At 33.8% G+C, this 14,662-nt stretch carries 24 protein-coding genes, 1 tRNA gene and 1 pseudogene; 21 read left to right on the top strand and 5 right to left on the bottom strand.

Translation table 11 applies throughout. The features are described from left to right. From AQ616_RS03715 to AQ616_RS19535, 4 genes and pseudogenes are all read left to right on the top strand, one after another. A pseudogene (locus tag AQ616_RS03715) lies at positions 1-654 on the top strand (FtsK/SpoIIIE domain-containing protein); the annotation flags it as partial. Further along, the gene (locus AQ616_RS03710) at positions 596-1,192 is read left to right on the top strand and encodes a replication-relaxation family protein (RefSeq protein ID WP_069685114.1); all 597 of its coding nucleotides are present in this window, start codon (positions 596-598) and stop codon (positions 1,190-1,192) included. The pseudogene AQ616_RS03715 and the gene AQ616_RS03710, both read left to right, overlap by 59 nt. A gap of 25 nt (positions 1,193-1,217) precedes the next feature. Continuing rightward, positions 1,218-1,841 (top strand): hypothetical protein, encoded by a 624-nt coding sequence (locus AQ616_RS03705; protein ID WP_069685113.1) that lies wholly within the window; start codon positions 1,218-1,220, stop codon positions 1,839-1,841. A 142-nt stretch (positions 1,842-1,983) separates the two neighbouring features. After that, positions 1,984-2,045, top strand: a tRNA-Arg gene (locus tag AQ616_RS19535). 97 nt (positions 2,046-2,142) lie between these two features. Here the strand turns inward: AQ616_RS19535 and AQ616_RS03700 are convergent. From AQ616_RS03700 to AQ616_RS19125, 4 genes are all read right to left on the bottom strand, one after another. Then, positions 2,143-3,315, bottom strand: a complete 1,173-nt coding sequence (locus tag AQ616_RS03700) for a tyrosine-type recombinase/integrase (protein ID WP_069685112.1) — start codon at positions 3,313-3,315, stop codon at positions 2,143-2,145. 200 nt (positions 3,316-3,515) lie between these two features. After that, positions 3,516-3,740 (bottom strand): helix-turn-helix transcriptional regulator, encoded by a 225-nt coding sequence (locus tag AQ616_RS03695; RefSeq protein WP_069685111.1) that lies wholly within the window; start codon positions 3,738-3,740, stop codon positions 3,516-3,518. A 132-nt stretch (positions 3,741-3,872) separates the two neighbouring features. Further along, positions 3,873-4,106 (bottom strand): hypothetical protein, encoded by a 234-nt coding sequence (locus AQ616_RS03690; protein ID WP_069685110.1) that lies wholly within the window; start codon positions 4,104-4,106, stop codon positions 3,873-3,875. Beyond that, positions 4,107-4,265: a helix-turn-helix domain-containing protein gene (locus AQ616_RS19125; RefSeq protein ID WP_084822430.1), complete on the bottom strand. Its 159-nt coding sequence runs from the start codon at positions 4,263-4,265 to the stop codon at positions 4,107-4,109. Between the two features lie 206 nt (positions 4,266-4,471). Here AQ616_RS19125 and AQ616_RS03685 point away from each other — a divergent pair, with 206 nt between their 5' ends. The 4 genes from AQ616_RS03685 to AQ616_RS19530 all read left to right on the top strand — a co-directional run bounded on the left by AQ616_RS03685 (position 4,472) and on the right by AQ616_RS19530 (position 5,377). Beyond that, positions 4,472-4,708: a helix-turn-helix transcriptional regulator gene (locus AQ616_RS03685; protein WP_069685109.1), complete on the top strand. Its 237-nt coding sequence runs from the start codon at positions 4,472-4,474 to the stop codon at positions 4,706-4,708. Next, a complete protein-coding gene (locus AQ616_RS03680; RefSeq protein ID WP_069685108.1) occupies positions 4,695-4,880 on the top strand; it encodes a helix-turn-helix domain-containing protein in 186 nt (61 codons plus the stop codon). The genes AQ616_RS03685 and AQ616_RS03680 overlap by 14 nt, the downstream gene beginning before the upstream one ends. Continuing rightward, on the top strand, positions 4,881-5,123 hold the full coding sequence (locus AQ616_RS03675; RefSeq protein ID WP_069685107.1) for a hypothetical protein: 243 nt from the start codon (positions 4,881-4,883) through the stop codon (positions 5,121-5,123). 104 nt (positions 5,124-5,227) lie between these two features. Further along, positions 5,228-5,377 carry a hypothetical protein gene (locus AQ616_RS19530; RefSeq protein WP_168156629.1) on the top strand — a complete coding sequence of 50 codons (150 nt, stop codon included), beginning with the start codon at positions 5,228-5,230 and terminating at the stop codon, positions 5,375-5,377. 19 nt (positions 5,378-5,396) lie between these two features. Here the strand turns inward: AQ616_RS19530 and AQ616_RS03670 are convergent, their stop codons facing one another. Next, positions 5,397-5,714 (bottom strand): hypothetical protein, encoded by a 318-nt coding sequence (locus AQ616_RS03670; protein WP_069685106.1) that lies wholly within the window; start codon positions 5,712-5,714, stop codon positions 5,397-5,399. Between the two features lie 62 nt (positions 5,715-5,776). On the opposite strand from AQ616_RS03670, the gene AQ616_RS03665 reads away from it, so the two are divergent. From AQ616_RS03665 to AQ616_RS03605, 13 genes are all read left to right on the top strand, one after another. After that, positions 5,777-6,004: a hypothetical protein gene (locus tag AQ616_RS03665; RefSeq protein ID WP_069685105.1), complete on the top strand. Its 228-nt coding sequence runs from the start codon at positions 5,777-5,779 to the stop codon at positions 6,002-6,004. Between the two features lie 159 nt (positions 6,005-6,163). Further along, entirely contained in the window at positions 6,164-6,487 is a 324-nt protein-coding gene (locus tag AQ616_RS03660) for a hypothetical protein (protein WP_069685104.1), read from the top strand. Next, entirely contained in the window at positions 6,480-6,962 is a 483-nt protein-coding gene (locus tag AQ616_RS03655) for a siphovirus Gp157 family protein (protein ID WP_069685103.1), read from the top strand. The genes AQ616_RS03660 and AQ616_RS03655 overlap by 8 nt, the downstream gene beginning before the upstream one ends. Before the next feature lie 11 nt (positions 6,963-6,973). After that, entirely contained in the window at positions 6,974-7,666 is a 693-nt protein-coding gene (locus tag AQ616_RS03650) for an AAA family ATPase (protein WP_139136322.1), read from the top strand. Continuing rightward, positions 7,659-8,147 (top strand): hypothetical protein, encoded by a 489-nt coding sequence (locus AQ616_RS03645; RefSeq protein ID WP_069685102.1) that lies wholly within the window; start codon positions 7,659-7,661, stop codon positions 8,145-8,147. Before AQ616_RS03650 ends, AQ616_RS03645 begins: the two co-directional genes overlap by 8 nt. A 69-nt stretch (positions 8,148-8,216) precedes the next feature. Beyond that, positions 8,217-9,491 (top strand): DEAD/DEAH box helicase, encoded by a 1,275-nt coding sequence (locus AQ616_RS03640; protein ID WP_069685101.1) that lies wholly within the window; start codon positions 8,217-8,219, stop codon positions 9,489-9,491. Then, the gene (locus AQ616_RS03635) at positions 9,488-10,024 is read left to right on the top strand and encodes a hypothetical protein (RefSeq protein WP_069685100.1); all 537 of its coding nucleotides are present in this window, start codon (positions 9,488-9,490) and stop codon (positions 10,022-10,024) included. Before AQ616_RS03640 ends, AQ616_RS03635 begins: the two co-directional genes overlap by 4 nt. After that, the gene (locus AQ616_RS03630; RefSeq protein WP_069685099.1) at positions 10,011-10,520 is read left to right on the top strand and encodes a DUF669 domain-containing protein; all 510 of its coding nucleotides are present in this window, start codon (positions 10,011-10,013) and stop codon (positions 10,518-10,520) included. Before AQ616_RS03635 ends, AQ616_RS03630 begins: the two co-directional genes overlap by 14 nt. Positions 10,521-10,531: 11 nt before the next feature. Next, on the top strand, positions 10,532-11,044 hold the full coding sequence (locus tag AQ616_RS03625; protein ID WP_069685098.1) for an NUMOD4 domain-containing protein: 513 nt from the start codon (positions 10,532-10,534) through the stop codon (positions 11,042-11,044). Between the two features lie 6 nt (positions 11,045-11,050). Further along, positions 11,051-13,351: a phage/plasmid primase, P4 family gene (locus tag AQ616_RS03620; RefSeq protein WP_069685097.1), complete on the top strand. Its 2,301-nt coding sequence runs from the start codon at positions 11,051-11,053 to the stop codon at positions 13,349-13,351. Positions 13,352-13,702: 351 nt separating this feature from the next. Continuing rightward, entirely contained in the window at positions 13,703-14,029 is a 327-nt protein-coding gene (locus tag AQ616_RS03615; RefSeq protein WP_069685096.1) for a VRR-NUC domain-containing protein, read from the top strand. Continuing rightward, the gene (locus AQ616_RS03610) at positions 14,019-14,285 is read left to right on the top strand and encodes a hypothetical protein (RefSeq protein WP_069685095.1); all 267 of its coding nucleotides are present in this window, start codon (positions 14,019-14,021) and stop codon (positions 14,283-14,285) included. The genes AQ616_RS03615 and AQ616_RS03610 overlap by 11 nt, the downstream gene beginning before the upstream one ends. A gap of 127 nt (positions 14,286-14,412) precedes the next feature. Next, positions 14,413-14,662: hypothetical protein (locus AQ616_RS03605; RefSeq protein ID WP_139136321.1), on the top strand; the 250-nt coding region annotated here is incomplete at its 3' end.

Genomic DNA, 14,662 nt, shown 5'->3' with positions numbered 1-14,662 from the left:
TTGATTTATTCTAATCCTGATGATGTGGAGTTTTACATTATTGATCTTAAAGGAGGATTGGAATTTAGTCAGCATAATTACAAGCAAGTCAAAAAGGTGGCGAGTAGTCCATTACAAGCCTATGACTTATTAAAGGACTTAGCTGTAGATATTGAGTTAGATATGGCTCATTTCAAGCAAAAAGGATATAACAATGTATTAAATACCAATATCAAACGCAGGAAATTTATTATTGTGGATGAAGGAGCTGAACTTGTACCGCATAAATATATGGATAAAGAAGAAAGAAAGAAACTAGATTATTGTCAGTATGCATTATCCAATATAGCAAGGGTTTCTGGTGCGTTAGGTTATCGTTTAGTTTTTGCCACTCAATATCCGACCGCTGATACTTTACCACGTCAAATAAAACAAAATGCGGACTGTAAAATAAGTTTTCGAGTACCCACAGAAGTTGCTAGTCGTGTAGCAATAGATGAACAAGGCGCACAGGATATAAATATTAGAGGTAGAGCCATTTATCGTACTTCTGATAAACAATTAATACAAGTGCCATATGTAAGTGATGATGAAATAAAAGGGAGGTTTAAGCAATATGTTAGCTCAACTACAAAGACAGCAGAGAGACGAACAGATACTGTTGAGTTTGGATAAATTGACGTATGCCACAAGGGAACAATTACAGATCATAAATAATCTTGGTGGCAATCGTAATGCACAACGCATACTTGCTAGAATGGAAAAGGATAAATTACTTTTAGCTGCACGACTAGAAAAGAAAATATACTATCTGTCCAATAAGGGTAAACAATTAATCGGGTCAACACAAGGTAATTTAAACAAGAAAGAAGTTACTCATGCATTAATGAGAAATGATCTTTATATTAAATTAGGAATGCCTAAAGATTGGAAGAAAGAACGTCCCGTAACCTGGGGAGATAATAAACTAATACCAGATGCAACATTTAAACGAAATGGTGAGTTTTACTTTATAGAAATTGATAATCAGCAAACTATGGCAACAAATATAGAAAAGATTAAAAAATACAAAGACTTATCATACATTATCCACCAACAATACAACCACAGACCAACATTGATATGGTACACATTATCAGAGATTAGAAAGAAAAAATTAAAAGAACTTTGTAAAAAGTCGTCCATCAAATATGAAATATATGGTAACATGTAGGTAAAAAGATATGGAGGGGTATTAGTTGAAAAGAATTAGTTTAGTTATTATTTCTATATTAGTTTTATTATTAGCAGGATGTACTAAAGAAGCTCAAGCAGAGGTTGACGGAGAGGCGAAAAACCTAGAAGATTTACAAACAATGGTAGCAGGTGCAAAAGAGGAATTAGAAGAACTTGACGGGAAAATTGGAGATAAAAAAAGTGATCTATCTGAAATAGAAACAGAATTTCAAAACCGCGAATCAGAGTTTAGTAAACTATCTAAACTAGCAGAAAACAAAGAAACTGCTGAATCAGAATTAAGTGAAGCTGAATCAACTTTAGAAAAACTTAACGCAGATATTGAAACTGCGGAAAGTGAGTTAAGCAAGTTAGAAGGGGACATTCTCAAAGCTATCGATGAGCCAATTAAATTGAATCCGGGGTTTTATTACTTTGGGATTGATTTAGATGAAGGTCGATATAAACTGGAAGCACAAGAAGGTAATACAGGTAATGTTTTTGTGAGAGGAGAAAGTGGAAGTATAATAAATGAAATCTTCGGTACTAGTAATGACGGACACAGTATTAGCGAATTTACGTTTTATGGTTCTGAAGGTTTAGAAATTGAAGCAACTATACCGGTATTGTTATATCCGGTGGAATAATTAAGAGAGGGGATTATTATAGGAGACCAATAGGAGACTAATTTTACAAAAATCGAAAATAAACAAGAAAAATGTAAAACATTATAAAATAATGAAATGCTACAAAACGCCATTATAAAGCACTTTGTAGCATTTCATGGAATTATAAATTATAAAATAAACAGCCTTCTAAGCTGTGGGTCGCAGGTTCGAATCCTGCCTGGGACGTTAGGTTAACCCTTGTAAACACAATGTTTATGAGGGTTTTTTGTTTGGCCGGGTAATGGTAGGGGCTGATAAAAGAGACCAATAGGAGACCATTTTAACCTTTCTTATATAACTCATTAAAATGCTGTGCCGCAGATTGTTCTGCCTCTTGCAATACATGACCGTATATATCCATCGTGGTTGCTATACGACTGTGACCTAACCGCTCTTGGATAATTTTAGCGTGGACACCTTTACTGATTAGCAACGTAGCAGATGTATGCCTAAGATCGTGGAATCTTATCTTTTTCAGTCCAGACTTTTCATACTTGTCACTTCTTGTTAACCTATACCATCTTTGAGAAATAGAATCAGGTCTCCTAGGTTGTCCAAATTCATCCGAAAATAAGAATACATTGTCTGGATACTTCCACAGATCGCCAACTTCTAATTTATGACTATATTTAATACTCCTCAATTTTTTCAACTCGTCCATTAAACCTTCTGGAATTGAAACTTTTCTTGTCCTATCAGATTTAGTTGATTTCAATTTAACGCCTTCGCCAGTAACATTAACAAAAGCCTGTTCAATTGTGATAGCGTTATTCGCAGTGTCTAAATGTTTATCCTCAAGAGCGACTATTTCTCCCTCTCTTGCTCCTAATACTGCTGCTACTTGAACAATTAATTGCCACATTGGATCTTCTTTAGACAGCAATTCAAACAATTTATTTGTCTCATTTAATGTAAATACTTCTGATTTTTTATGGCTTACTTTTGGCAAAGACATATTTTCACTAGGGTTTTTTTCAATCAAATCCCATTGAACAGCGACTTTAAACAAAGAGTTAATCGCTTTGTAAATGTTTTTAATGGAGCTTGGTGATAATCCGCCTTCTTTACCATCTAATCTTTTTCCGTTTTTCTTTAAATCATCAAAGAAATCTATAAGGTGGATTTTTCTTACATCTACTAATTTCATATCCCCGAACTCTGGTAAAAACCTATTTTCAATAATTGACTTTGTTTCTACTAATGTTCTAATTCCATAATGATCTCTAGCGAACTTTTCTAACCACTGGTCATAGAAATTCTTAATACTTAATTTAGAATCATCTATATGATGCTTCGCCATTAATTCAGCTTCAAATTGAGTAAGTATTTTTTTTGCTTCTGTTTTATTTTTAGCTGATACAGTTTTATTTTTTCTTTTTCTTTTATTTCCAACATACCCTAATTCTGCTGTAAGCTTAAACTTACCTTTCGAGATTTCTCTTACTGTTCCCATGATTTTCCTCCTTTAATGCAAAATTATTACAAATAATACTAGAACATATGTTCTGTTTATGATATTATAATACCATAAACTTCTCGTCAGACATATCTTAATTTTAAAAAATCGCTATGATTTACCTAGAAATATATGGTATAAATAGTTATATATGAAGTCGATTGGCTGTATTTTATCGGTGAGTAGATTAAATACATCTACTCTTTACGGCCTACTTCAACCCATTCATATAAATCATCTATTGCACAGTCGAGAATTACAGATATATTTTTAGCGACTTGCAAGGACATGTTCTGTCTGTTGTGAATGTATTTATTTATCTGCTGATGGGTTACACCTAACCTGTCAGCGAGCTGTTGTTGGGTCATTTGGTTTCTTTGCAGAATTTGTTGAAGTAGGCATCTACCGACTTTATAAGCCAATTGACACCATCCTCATATAAAATTTAACTAATCTTAAAAGGCGGCGATGTAATGACAGAAGAAGAAATTAGAAAAATTGTTAAACTGGTTAAATTGTATAACGTTAAAGATGTTCCATCAGATACGGATAGTTTACTTTTTCTGATTCTCAAAGATATTCACAGCGAGATCAATGTTTTCAAATAATCGCTTTCTATCTTCGCCCTCATGCTCGAGGGCTTTTTCATATAATTTTTTGATAAAAAGCATTTCATCAGTAGATAATTCTTTATCTCCTGTAATCTCCAATGCTTTTTGTATTACATTTTCTTCTGTCTTAGTTTGTGGGAATAGATCATCTATACTTATATCAAATATCTCTGCCAATTAAAATAAGCTATCATAACTAACCTCCCATTCGCCCTTTTCATAACCAGAAATAGTGTTTTGGTTAACTCCTAATTTCTTTCCTAACTCTAATTGACTCATTTTAATTCTTTTTCTGTGTTTTCTAATTTGACTTCCTACGTATTGGTTAATGTTCATTGCTATGATTCCTCCAATATTCTTCTTCTTTTACTATCGCGATTCACAGGAAAAATTTACTAATTAATTGTATTTCCTGAGATTCATTATATATCAGTATTAACCTATAATCAACAAAAATAATCAGTATTTATGATTTTTCTTGTTGACTTATCAGAAAAACTGATATAATATGAAAAGCAAGAAATGGAAAGGGAGGTAGATTAATGCATTGGAATTTGGTCAAGTTGCGAATGGACAACGGGTTAAACTTCAAACAGATGGGTGAAATAGCAGGCATATCAGGTGATTCTTATTCCCGGCGAGAAAAAGGTGTTACAGATTTTCGTCCAAGAGAGATGTATCACATTGCAAAACATTTCAACTTGAAAGTGAGTGATATTTTTTTAAAACAAAATATCAGAAATACTGATATCGAGGTGTTAGAAAATGAAGCGAACTGATGTAAAAGGTCTAGTTGAATACTTGGAAAACACAGGGAACAAACTCTCTAAATCTTTTATTTACAAGTTGGTGAAAGAAAATAAGATCCCACATAAGAGGGTTGGTTCAAAAATTATTTTTGATATTGAAACTATCGAACAATGGTTAGATCCAGAAAGCGAGGTGAGTTGAATGCTAAAAGAACACTATCTAATTGAAGATTATTCAACAGTATTAGATACAGTAGAAAATTTATTTAACTCCACCATGAAAGCAGTAAACATGGCTGAAAATGCAGAGTTCAGTACCAAGAATGATGTACTTGCTGAAATGAATCACTCACTAGAAACATTAATGTCACTAAACAGAAAGAAAATAGATCGTGAAGTTGATGAACAGGCTTGGACTTATGTTGGAAGTAAAACTTATGTTTAAGCGTATAGGTGAAAGTGGCAATTATTATGTTGTATGTGGAATATTAGGATATTTGTTTTTCTTAGGTTGTACTTATTTTAGTCATTAAAAAGGAGAGGGATTAAATGGAAAACCAAAAAATAGTTTCTCAAATCATTGGAATGTTAGTAGAAAGAAACATAAGTGCTAAAGAAGCTATGGAAATACTTGATGAAACAAAAGATGTATTTTTAGATAGAAGTTTTCACATTAGTTCAAATAAAAAGGCGGACTAGCTCGTCCACCCAATAATTACTACTTGTATAAATCGATGATAGTTATAACATTATTTGTTTTTAAAGTTAATGGTTGATTAACAGTTGTATGTTGATTTTGAAAAGCGAAAGCATGGTTATGAAAATATAAATCGTCTTTAGGGTCTTTTCTGGTAATAGTAATAAAATTAAATTCATTTAAATAGTTCATAAGATCGTTATAAAAATCACGCTGCCAAGAATACCCATTATGCTCTACAACATGATTAGGATATTCATTAGAAAAAGAAATGTCGTCGAAACCATCTATAACAATTTCAGAACCATCAGACACGCAAATTTGTAAAACCATATCCATAATAATACACCTCCTTATAAGTAAATTTTACCATACAGGAGATGTGAAAAGGAGGACTCAAATTGAATATTAATCTAAGCAAAAAAGCAACTAAATGGCTAGGAGGATTAACAGCAGGAACAATCATATTACTAGCTACTGTAGGATTCGCCACTGCACCATATGTAAACCAAAAACAACCAAGTGAAATGATGGAGTTTGAAATAGAGATACCAAACGAATTTAAGAATTACTTGGAACAACAAGAACAACCAGAAAAAGAAAAAAATCTTGAAGGCACTTTTCTTTAAAGGAGGTGTCAACTATTGAGAGATGCATTGATTGGTTCACTTGTAATAACTCTATTAATCTATCTAGTAATTGCATGAAAAAAAGCAGTCAGCGGCAACTGACTACTCTAGAAAACAAAATTATTAATGTGATTTTATCACAAAGGAAGGAACTTGTACATGAATTTAGACAGGTCTTTAGAAGTTTTAGAAGTTGTAACTCAAGCATGGGATGAAGGATTTATTAGTTTCACTGACGATAATCGTTTTGGGAAAGAAATTCATTTAAGCAATAAAAAATTTATGGAAATATCGGAAGGACATGAGGTTTTCGTTGTAGAGGATTATAACGAACATTCCGAACGACATAATTTCGAATATAGGGATTGCGTGTTTTTTACACTGATTAAAAAAGAGCCAGTTGCATCCAACCCATACGGATTAACTGAACAAGAACGTGATATGAGAAATGCAGGACATAAGGAGAGTGATTTTGTTGAGTAGTTTATATGATTTAACACAGGATTTTTTGCAGGTTCAGTCGCTAATTGATGATGGCGGGGAAGGGTTGAGAGATACTTTAGAATCTATTGATCTAGCAATTGAGGACAAGCTAGAAAACATCGGTAAAGTTATTCGTAATTTAGATGGCGAGGCAGAAATGCTAAAAGCAGAAGAAAAACGATTATCCGATAAACGAAAAGCAATTGAAGCTAATCAGAAACGATTAAAAATGTATGTGGAAGATCAGCTTACATTAACCGGTAAGGATAAAGTTAAAACTGGAATATTTACTTTCGCTATGCAGAATAACCCGCCTTCATTAAAAGTTCTTGATGAAACAGTATTACCTAAACGATTCTTTATTGAACAAGAACCTAAATTGGATAAAAAGGCACTGAAAGAAGAACTAAAAAGTATTGGTCATGATATGCCTGGTGTTGAGTTAGTGCAAGGGAAAAGTTTACGGATTAGATAAGAGGTGTTTGTGTGGCAATCGATATTACAAGTGCTTCAGAACTTAACTCAAAAGATGAAACATATTTAATATATAGTCCTCCAGGAATGGGAAAAACATCAACTGTCAAATTCATTCCTGGTAAGTCGTTAGTTTTAGATATGGATAGGACAACAAGAGTGTTGAAGGGTGAAAAAGATATTGATATTGCTTATATCGATAATCAAAATACGTGGAAAGCTTGGGGAGAAATGACTAAGGATTTAGCAAAAATGGATTTGTCCTCATATGAAAATATTGTGTTAGACAATGTTTCAGAAATGGAACGATGTATGCTTGGTAATTTAGGTAGAGAAGGCAAAAATGATCGTGTCCCAGAAATGAGACATTACCAACAAGTACAATTCTTTCTTATTGATTCGATTCGATTTTTAAAAACATTTGGTAAAAGAATCATAATTACTGCTTGGGAGACAACAGACGAATGGACAACGACAGAGGGTCAGACATTCAACAGATCATACCCACAGATTAGTCCGAAGATATTAACAAATTTTATGGGGTTATGTGATGTAGTTGGAAAGTTAGCATACAACGAAGAAACTGAGAAAAGAGGGTTTATCCTTCAACCTAGTAATTCGGTATTTGCTAAGAATCAATTGGATGATAGAAAGTTTTGTTTGCAAGAAGAACTGGTGATGTATGGCGGTGCTGTAAATGACTAAAACAAGAGAACGCCATGGAATGCACGAATCAAGAATTTATAGAACATGGCAAAACATGAAAAGCAGATGTAATAATCCTAACGCTTCAAAGTATCATCTTTATGGTGGTAAAGGGATAAAAGTATGTGATGAATGGTCTGAGAGTTTCATAACGTTTCATGATTGGGCGATGAAAAACGGATATACAGATGAGCTTACATTAGATCGCATAAATGGCAATAAAGATTATGAACCATGTAATTGTAGGTGGGTCACTTATAAAGTTCAAAGTAATAATACTACTCAAAATAACATTATCACGTATAAAGATGTAAGTATGACTGCTGCACAATGGGCGGAAAAATTAAATATGAACTATAACACTTTTACTGAGAGGTTACGTAGAGGGTGGACGTTGGAAAGAGCAATAGAAACTCCAACTATGGATATAAGTAATTTCGGAAATTTCATAAAGGAGTTGAAGAAAACTAATGTCATTTGAATTACACAACTACCAACAAAGATTGGTTGATAAAGCGAGGGATTCATATACACAGGGATATATATCACCATGCGTGGTTGCTCCCTGTGGTTAACCGGAGCAGGAAAATCGGTAATCATAAGTGACGTAGCTAGAATGACCACATTAAAAGGTAATCGTGTATTGTTCTTGGTTCATCGAAAAGAATTGATTGAACAGATACAAGAAACATTTGAATTGAATAATGTTGATATGAAGCTTGTCCAGTTTGGAATGGTTCAAACCATCGTGAAAAGGTTAGATCGTACCATTAAACCAGACTTAATCATTACTGATGAAAACCATCATGGTATGGCAGCTTCATATCGAAAAATATACGATCATTTTCATGATGTATTGAGACTTGGATTTACAGCTACACCTATTCGACTTAACGGGTCTGGTTTAGGTGATGTAAACGACATCCTTATTGAAGAAGTGGATGCTAAATGGCTAATTGAACACAATTATCTATCTCCTTACAAATACTATGCGCCTAAGTTGATAGATATAACCAAATTGAAATTAAATAGTTTACGAGAGTTTTCTAGTACATCCATTGATAATGCTTTAGACGATAACACAATTTATGGGGATGTAGTTAAACACTATAAAGAACTAGCAGATGGCGAACAAGCAATTGCATATTGTCACAGTATTAAAGCTAGCCAATTGACTGCTGAACAGTTTAATAAAAATGGTATCAATGCGATTCACCTAGATGGAAAAACACCAAAAGATGAGCGTGAAGAAATTATCAAGAAATTCCGCAATAAAGAAATAAGCATTCTTTGTAACGTTGATTTAGTGGGAGAGGGGTTTAATGTTCCAGACTGTTCCACAGTGATAATGCTTAGACCCACTCAATCACTCTCCCTCTTTATTCAGCAGAGTATGAGAGGAATGAGATATAAACCGAATAAAACATCGATCATTATTGATCACGTGGATAATGTCAGAAGGCATGGTCTGCCGGATATGGAACGCGCTTGGAGCTTAGAAGGTAAAAAATCATCAAAAAAGCAACAAGAAACCGAAGTAAAAATAAAACAATGTGATAGTTGTTTTGCGGTATATTCACCCGAAGAAAAAGCGTGTCCCTTGTGTGGACATGTTCCAGAAGTTAAAGAACGTAAAGATTATGAAATTGAAGAGACAGCAGAGTTGGAAGAAGTCAAAGAAGAAGATAAACAAGCTATTAAATTGAATTTCAAGAAACCAGAAGAATGCAATAGTTTTGCAGAATTAGCGGAACTTGGAAAAGCATTGGGTTACAAGCCAGGATGGAGTTATTACCAAGCGAAATCAAGGGGGTTTGTTCGATGATTGAAGGTCAACTTTATGGAAGATTAGAGGTAATTAAGCTAGATCATCGAAAGCGATACGCTTGGGGAAGTCGAAGTTTCTACTTGTGTAAGTGCAGTTGTGGTAACGAAAAAGTTATTAGGAGAGACCACATAACATCCGGTGCTACAAAATCATGTGGGTGTCTCGAAAAAGAGAACTTGAAAGGGCTTGAATTTAAAGAAACTCATGGACAAACAAAGACAAGGCTTTACTATGTTTGGAACTCAATGAGAATGAGGTGCAGGAATCCAAACACAAATAACTATCACAACTATGGTGGTAGAGGTATAAGCGTATGTAAAGAATGGAATGATTCGTTCGAACCTTTCTATGAATGGGCAGTTAAAAACGGTTATAGACCAGGTTTAACCATAGAAAGAATTAACAACGATGGAAATTATGAACCTAGCAATTGCAAATGGGCAACTTATAAAGAACAATCTGCAAATACAAGAAGATCATTAAAAAATAAAAACAAACAGAAAAGGATGATTAATAATGTCAGGATTTAACTTAGATTTTAACAATACTTTTGAAGGTTTCCAAAAAATTGATGATGGTGTATATGAAGTTGTTATTGAAAGTGCTGCAGAAGATGCAACACAAGGCGGAGCAGAGTTTACTAATTTTACAATGGTTATTCGAAACGATCTGGACCAACCATTTAAAAACCAAAAAATTTGGGAACGTGTGTTTAAAGCGAAAGCTACTGGAACATATAACATGCTTATGTTTAACACGATTGGAAAAGCTGCAGGGCTTGAACCAGGTAAAACATATAATACTTTTGATGAACTGCTAAATGATTACAGAGGTAAGCCGGTGCAAGTTTTTGTACAGAACGAAACATCAGAATACAACGGTAAAACATACGAAAACTTAAACGTTAAAAAATGGAGTCCTACTAAGTTCCCAAATGTACAACATCAATTTAAACAGAAAGATAATAATAGCGGTAACCCAATGAATAGCGCACCGCAAATTAATGATTCTGACCTACCATTTTAGGAGTGACAGCTATGTATGAAGTCTGGAAGGATGTTGTTGGATATGAGGGTCTATATCAAGTATCTAACAAGGGAAGGATACGGAGCTTAGGTAGACTTATACCTCATAAAAGAGGATTCAGAAAAATAAAAAGCAAAACCATGAAGCTTCAAGAAGATGCGTACGGGTACTTTACAGTTTCTTTATACAAGAACAAGAAAAGGAAAATCAAAAAGGTTCATCGGATTGTTGCGGAAGCGTTCTTAAATAATCCTGGAAAACTAGCTACGGTACACCATAAAAATGAAAATAAGAAAGACAACTCGATTGGAAACTTAGAATTTTGTTCCTCTCCAGACAATTCACGTCTCAGCTTCAATAAGAGAGTGATGGGAGTAAATTCGAAAACCAAAGAGATTATTTATTTTAATAGTACCAGGGAAGCAGATTCTTATGGGTTTAACAGTTGCAATATTTCTTTATGTTGCAATGGGAAAATACAAAAGCATAGAGGTTTTAAATGGAAGTACGTTGAAAGGAAGTGATTCCCATTGTATAGCAAAATCCCATATGAACTAAAAGAACTAGATCAATGGTGTGTATTCAAGTTACAAGAACGGAATGGTAAAACTACCAAGATTCCTGTAAACGCAAATACAGGAGGGCATGGAAAAAGTAATGATGAAAGCACTTGGAGCAGTTTTGACACTGCTCTTGGTGCAATCAATAAATTTAGTTGTGATGGCTTAGGTTTTTTCTTCAAACCACCATATTACGGAATAGATATTGATGATATTCAATCGGATATTGAAAGATACAGAAACGAAGATCACGACAACAATATTGTATCTGAATTTATTGACATCATGGAAAGTTATGCGGAAGTATCTCCAAGTGGTAATGGTATTCATATCATCGCTAAGGGTGATTTGCCAGATGGTGGTAGAAGAAAAGGCAATATAGAAATGTATGATTCCGGTCGATTCTTCACCATGACAGGTAATCATATTGGTGGGTACAACCACATCATTGAAGATGAAATGGGAAAAGTTAATTATCTTCATCATAAATATATTGCTACTCACGAAGTGGCAGCAACAAAAGATTATTCACATAGCGAAGGAAATGTGTTATCCGTAGATGAAATTATCAAAGTAGCTAGCAATAGCAAAAATGGCATGCGTTTTAAACTATTCCTAGATGGTGGATGGGAACAATTTTATAATTCGCAGTCCGAAGCTGACATGGCTTTCTCAAATGATTTAGCGTTTTGGACAGCATGCGACTATAACAAAATGGATGATATTTTCCGAAGTTCCTCACTTTATCGTGATAAATGGGATAGAAAGCAAAGTAATTCAACATACGGAGAAATCACTTTAAACAAAGCCATTTCAGAATGTACGAACGTGTTTAGTCCTCAAGCTTCTAACGATGATTTTAATTTATATGTTGCGGAGTTTGACACTAAAAAGATTGAAAAAAAATACTACTCTTACGATGACACTGGAAATGCAGAAAGATTTACTAACCTATATAAAGATTCCGTACGGTATAGCTACATTCGTAAAAATTGGTATTACTACAATGATAAAACGTGGCAATTAGATCAAGAAGGAAAAGTTAAAAGTTTAGTAGATGAGATACTAATTAGAATGAAACAAGAGCCAGTATTTGTTTCTGATGATGTGGACGAGGAAGAAGCTAGAAAAAACCTCACTAAGCATATCAAGTATTCAAGAGGTAGTAATGGCAAAACAAACATGTTGAAAGAAAGCCAACATTTACTGCCTATACAGCCGGATGAATTCGATAAAGATAAACACTTGTTCAATGTACAGAATGGTTATCTCAATTTAGAAACAGGCAAGCTTCACGATCATGATAGGAGTAAATTGTTTACTAAAATATCATCAATAGAATTTACAGATAAAATTGATTGTCCTTTGTGGGTTGACTTTCTACATCAGATATTTGATGGCGATCAACAATTAATTGATTACCTACAAAGAGCAGTGGGATATTCCCTCTCTGGGTCCACAGAAGAACAGATGATGTTTATTTTATACGGTAATGGACGTAACGGTAAATCAGTGTTCTTGGATATTATAACTGAAATGATGGGTAACTACACAACGAATATCCAACCACAAACAATTATGGTTAAACCACAGGCCGGTGCAGCAAATAGTGATATTGCTAGACTTCAAGGTGCTAGATTAGTAACCACCACAGAACCAAATGACGGTATGCGATTTGACGAAGGGTTAGTAAAACAGATCACTGGTGGAGATAAAGTAACTGCTCGTTTCTTATATGGTGATGAGTTCGATTATTACCCAGAGTTCAAACTGTGGATGGCTACAAACCATAAACCAATTATTAGAGGGACTGACGATGGTATATGGCGAAGAATGGCTATCATTCCATTTACTGTTCAAATTCCAGAAAATAAAGTGGACAAGCAATTGAAATACAAACTCCGAAGAGAATTGAAAGCAATATTAAACTGGGCGGTAGAAGGTTATCAAGAGTGGAAAAGAATTGGATTATCTGAACCACAGATTATTAAAGACCAAAGAAAAGAATACAGAACAGAAATGGACACTATTGAACTGTTTATCGAAGAATGTTGCTACCGCAAATCTGGCGAGAGAGAGAAGTCATCTGACTTATATCACATATATAATAGTTGGGCGAAAGACAATCACCAATATTTAATGAGTAGCACTAAATTTGGTAAAGAAATGGCTAATAAATTCCAAAAGATTAAAAGTAGTGGGATATATTATGCAGGAATTAAATTAAAACACTCGGATGAAAACAAGCCTTTTAGATTGAATTTAAATTAATTCCGAGTAAAACACTTTTAATCACTAAATTTTCAGAAATGAAGACTATTTACCTATGAAAAAATGTGACTTTTAAATTAATGGGATGGTTACGGGATAGGTTAGGGATAGTTTTCTATAAAACCCTCCCGTAACTAAAATCCTATTATATCAACTCTTTATATTATATTTATTTTCTTTTTGGGATAGTTGGGATAGTAAAAATAATAAAAAGAAATATAAAAATAAAAATATAAAAATATAAAAGGTTTTATAAAAACAACCCAAACTGTCCCGTACTGTCCCAAAAGTTATTTATTACACCATGCGAAACTTTGGTATATCAACGTTTATGTATTAGGGAGGGTTTGTATGAAAGAAATAGATATTCAAAATTCCATTCGTTTAGCATTAAATCCATATGCAGTGATTTTTAGAAATAATGTTGGACGAGTTCGAATGGCTGACGGAAGATTTTTTGATACTGGTTTACCGAAAGGTTATTCTGATTTATCCGGGTTTCGCAAATCGGATGGGAAAATGGTTTTTATTGAAGTCAAAAATGAAAATGGAATATTACGAAACGACCAGAAACACTTTCTAAATGAAATGAGTAAATATCCTGTAATTGCAGGAGTAGCTAGATCACCAGAAGAAGCTATAGAAATCGTCACAGGAGGTATACAAAATGAAATTTGAACACTTGGAACGAACAAAGGAACAATTTTCAAAAACAGCTAATATTCAAGAAGATAAAGGCATCTTGAAATATGGTCAGCCACTAAATCCACTAGATAAATATGATTGGTTGGAAATGGCAGAACAAGAGCAAGTGGATGGTTATAAATATTTAATTGCTGAACAGGTAAAACGTACATTCGTTGTTAATAAAATTCGAAAGATAACTGATGATGTAGAGGTAAACCATTGGTTAGACGTGTTAAAGGGTAAATGATGATAATAAAATTCAAAATTCATGAACGTAGAAGGCAAGGAACAACAAACAAATTCAATCCTAAGTTATCCCAATATTGGCAAAAAACATATTATGAACTCTTTAAAAATTGGTAAGGAGTGAGGGAATGGACATTGAACAATCCATAAATCATGTTCGTGAAGCAATCAGAGAATTACCAAAATTATACGGAGATAATCTAGATCAGATTGAGCGATTGGAGCAAGAACGACTAGATTTAATGCACTACATGGAATTGGTTGATTTGAATGCACGTGAAGGCTTTAAAGCATATAAGCAGATGCAGGACGTTTTACGTAAGCGCAGAGTATTAAAAGACCAGAACGAAGAATTAAAACATGTAGTGCCTGTCCTTA

It is taken from the genome of Oceanobacillus sp. E9 (assembly GCF_001741975.1).
GTDB classification, from domain to species: domain Bacteria; phylum Bacillota; class Bacilli; order Bacillales; family Amphibacillaceae; genus Oceanobacillus; species Oceanobacillus kimchii.
Note: the sequence above shows the minus strand (reverse complement) of the source record. Positions and strands in the feature narration are given on the sequence as shown.

Bases quoted from the DNA above. Each gene is read 5' to 3' on its own strand.
- AQ616_RS19125 (WP_084822430.1), bottom strand. From the start codon at position 4,265: ATGAACATTAACCAATACGTAGGAAGTCAAATTAGAAAACACAGAAAA.
- AQ616_RS03700 (WP_069685112.1), bottom strand. From the start codon at position 3,315: ATGGGAACAGTAAGAGAAATCTCGAAAGGTAAGTTTAAGCTTACAGCA.
- AQ616_RS03630 (WP_069685099.1), top strand. From the start codon at position 10,011: ATGTCAGGATTTAACTTAGATTTTAACAATACTTTTGAAGGTTTCCAA.
- AQ616_RS19530 (WP_168156629.1), top strand. From the start codon at position 5,228: ATGGAAAACCAAAAAATAGTTTCTCAAATCATTGGAATGTTAGTAGAA.
- AQ616_RS03640 (WP_069685101.1), top strand. From the start codon at position 8,217: ATGCGTGGTTGCTCCCTGTGGTTAACCGGAGCAGGAAAATCGGTAATC.
- AQ616_RS03675 (WP_069685107.1), top strand. From the start codon at position 4,881: ATGCTAAAAGAACACTATCTAATTGAAGATTATTCAACAGTATTAGAT.
- AQ616_RS03625 (WP_069685098.1), top strand. From the start codon at position 10,532: ATGTATGAAGTCTGGAAGGATGTTGTTGGATATGAGGGTCTATATCAA.
- AQ616_RS03685 (WP_069685109.1), top strand. From the start codon at position 4,472: ATGCATTGGAATTTGGTCAAGTTGCGAATGGACAACGGGTTAAACTTC.
- AQ616_RS03680 (WP_069685108.1), top strand. From the start codon at position 4,695: ATGAAGCGAACTGATGTAAAAGGTCTAGTTGAATACTTGGAAAACACA.
- AQ616_RS03610 (WP_069685095.1), top strand. From the start codon at position 14,019: ATGAAATTTGAACACTTGGAACGAACAAAGGAACAATTTTCAAAAACA.
- AQ616_RS03710 (WP_069685114.1), top strand. From the start codon at position 596: ATGTTAGCTCAACTACAAAGACAGCAGAGAGACGAACAGATACTGTTG.
- AQ616_RS03670 (WP_069685106.1), bottom strand. From the start codon at position 5,714: ATGGATATGGTTTTACAAATTTGCGTGTCTGATGGTTCTGAAATTGTT.
- AQ616_RS03660 (WP_069685104.1), top strand. From the start codon at position 6,164: ATGAATTTAGACAGGTCTTTAGAAGTTTTAGAAGTTGTAACTCAAGCA.
- AQ616_RS03635 (WP_069685100.1), top strand. From the start codon at position 9,488: ATGATTGAAGGTCAACTTTATGGAAGATTAGAGGTAATTAAGCTAGAT.
- AQ616_RS03615 (WP_069685096.1), top strand. From the start codon at position 13,703: ATGAAAGAAATAGATATTCAAAATTCCATTCGTTTAGCATTAAATCCA.
- AQ616_RS03645 (WP_069685102.1), top strand. From the start codon at position 7,659: ATGACTAAAACAAGAGAACGCCATGGAATGCACGAATCAAGAATTTAT.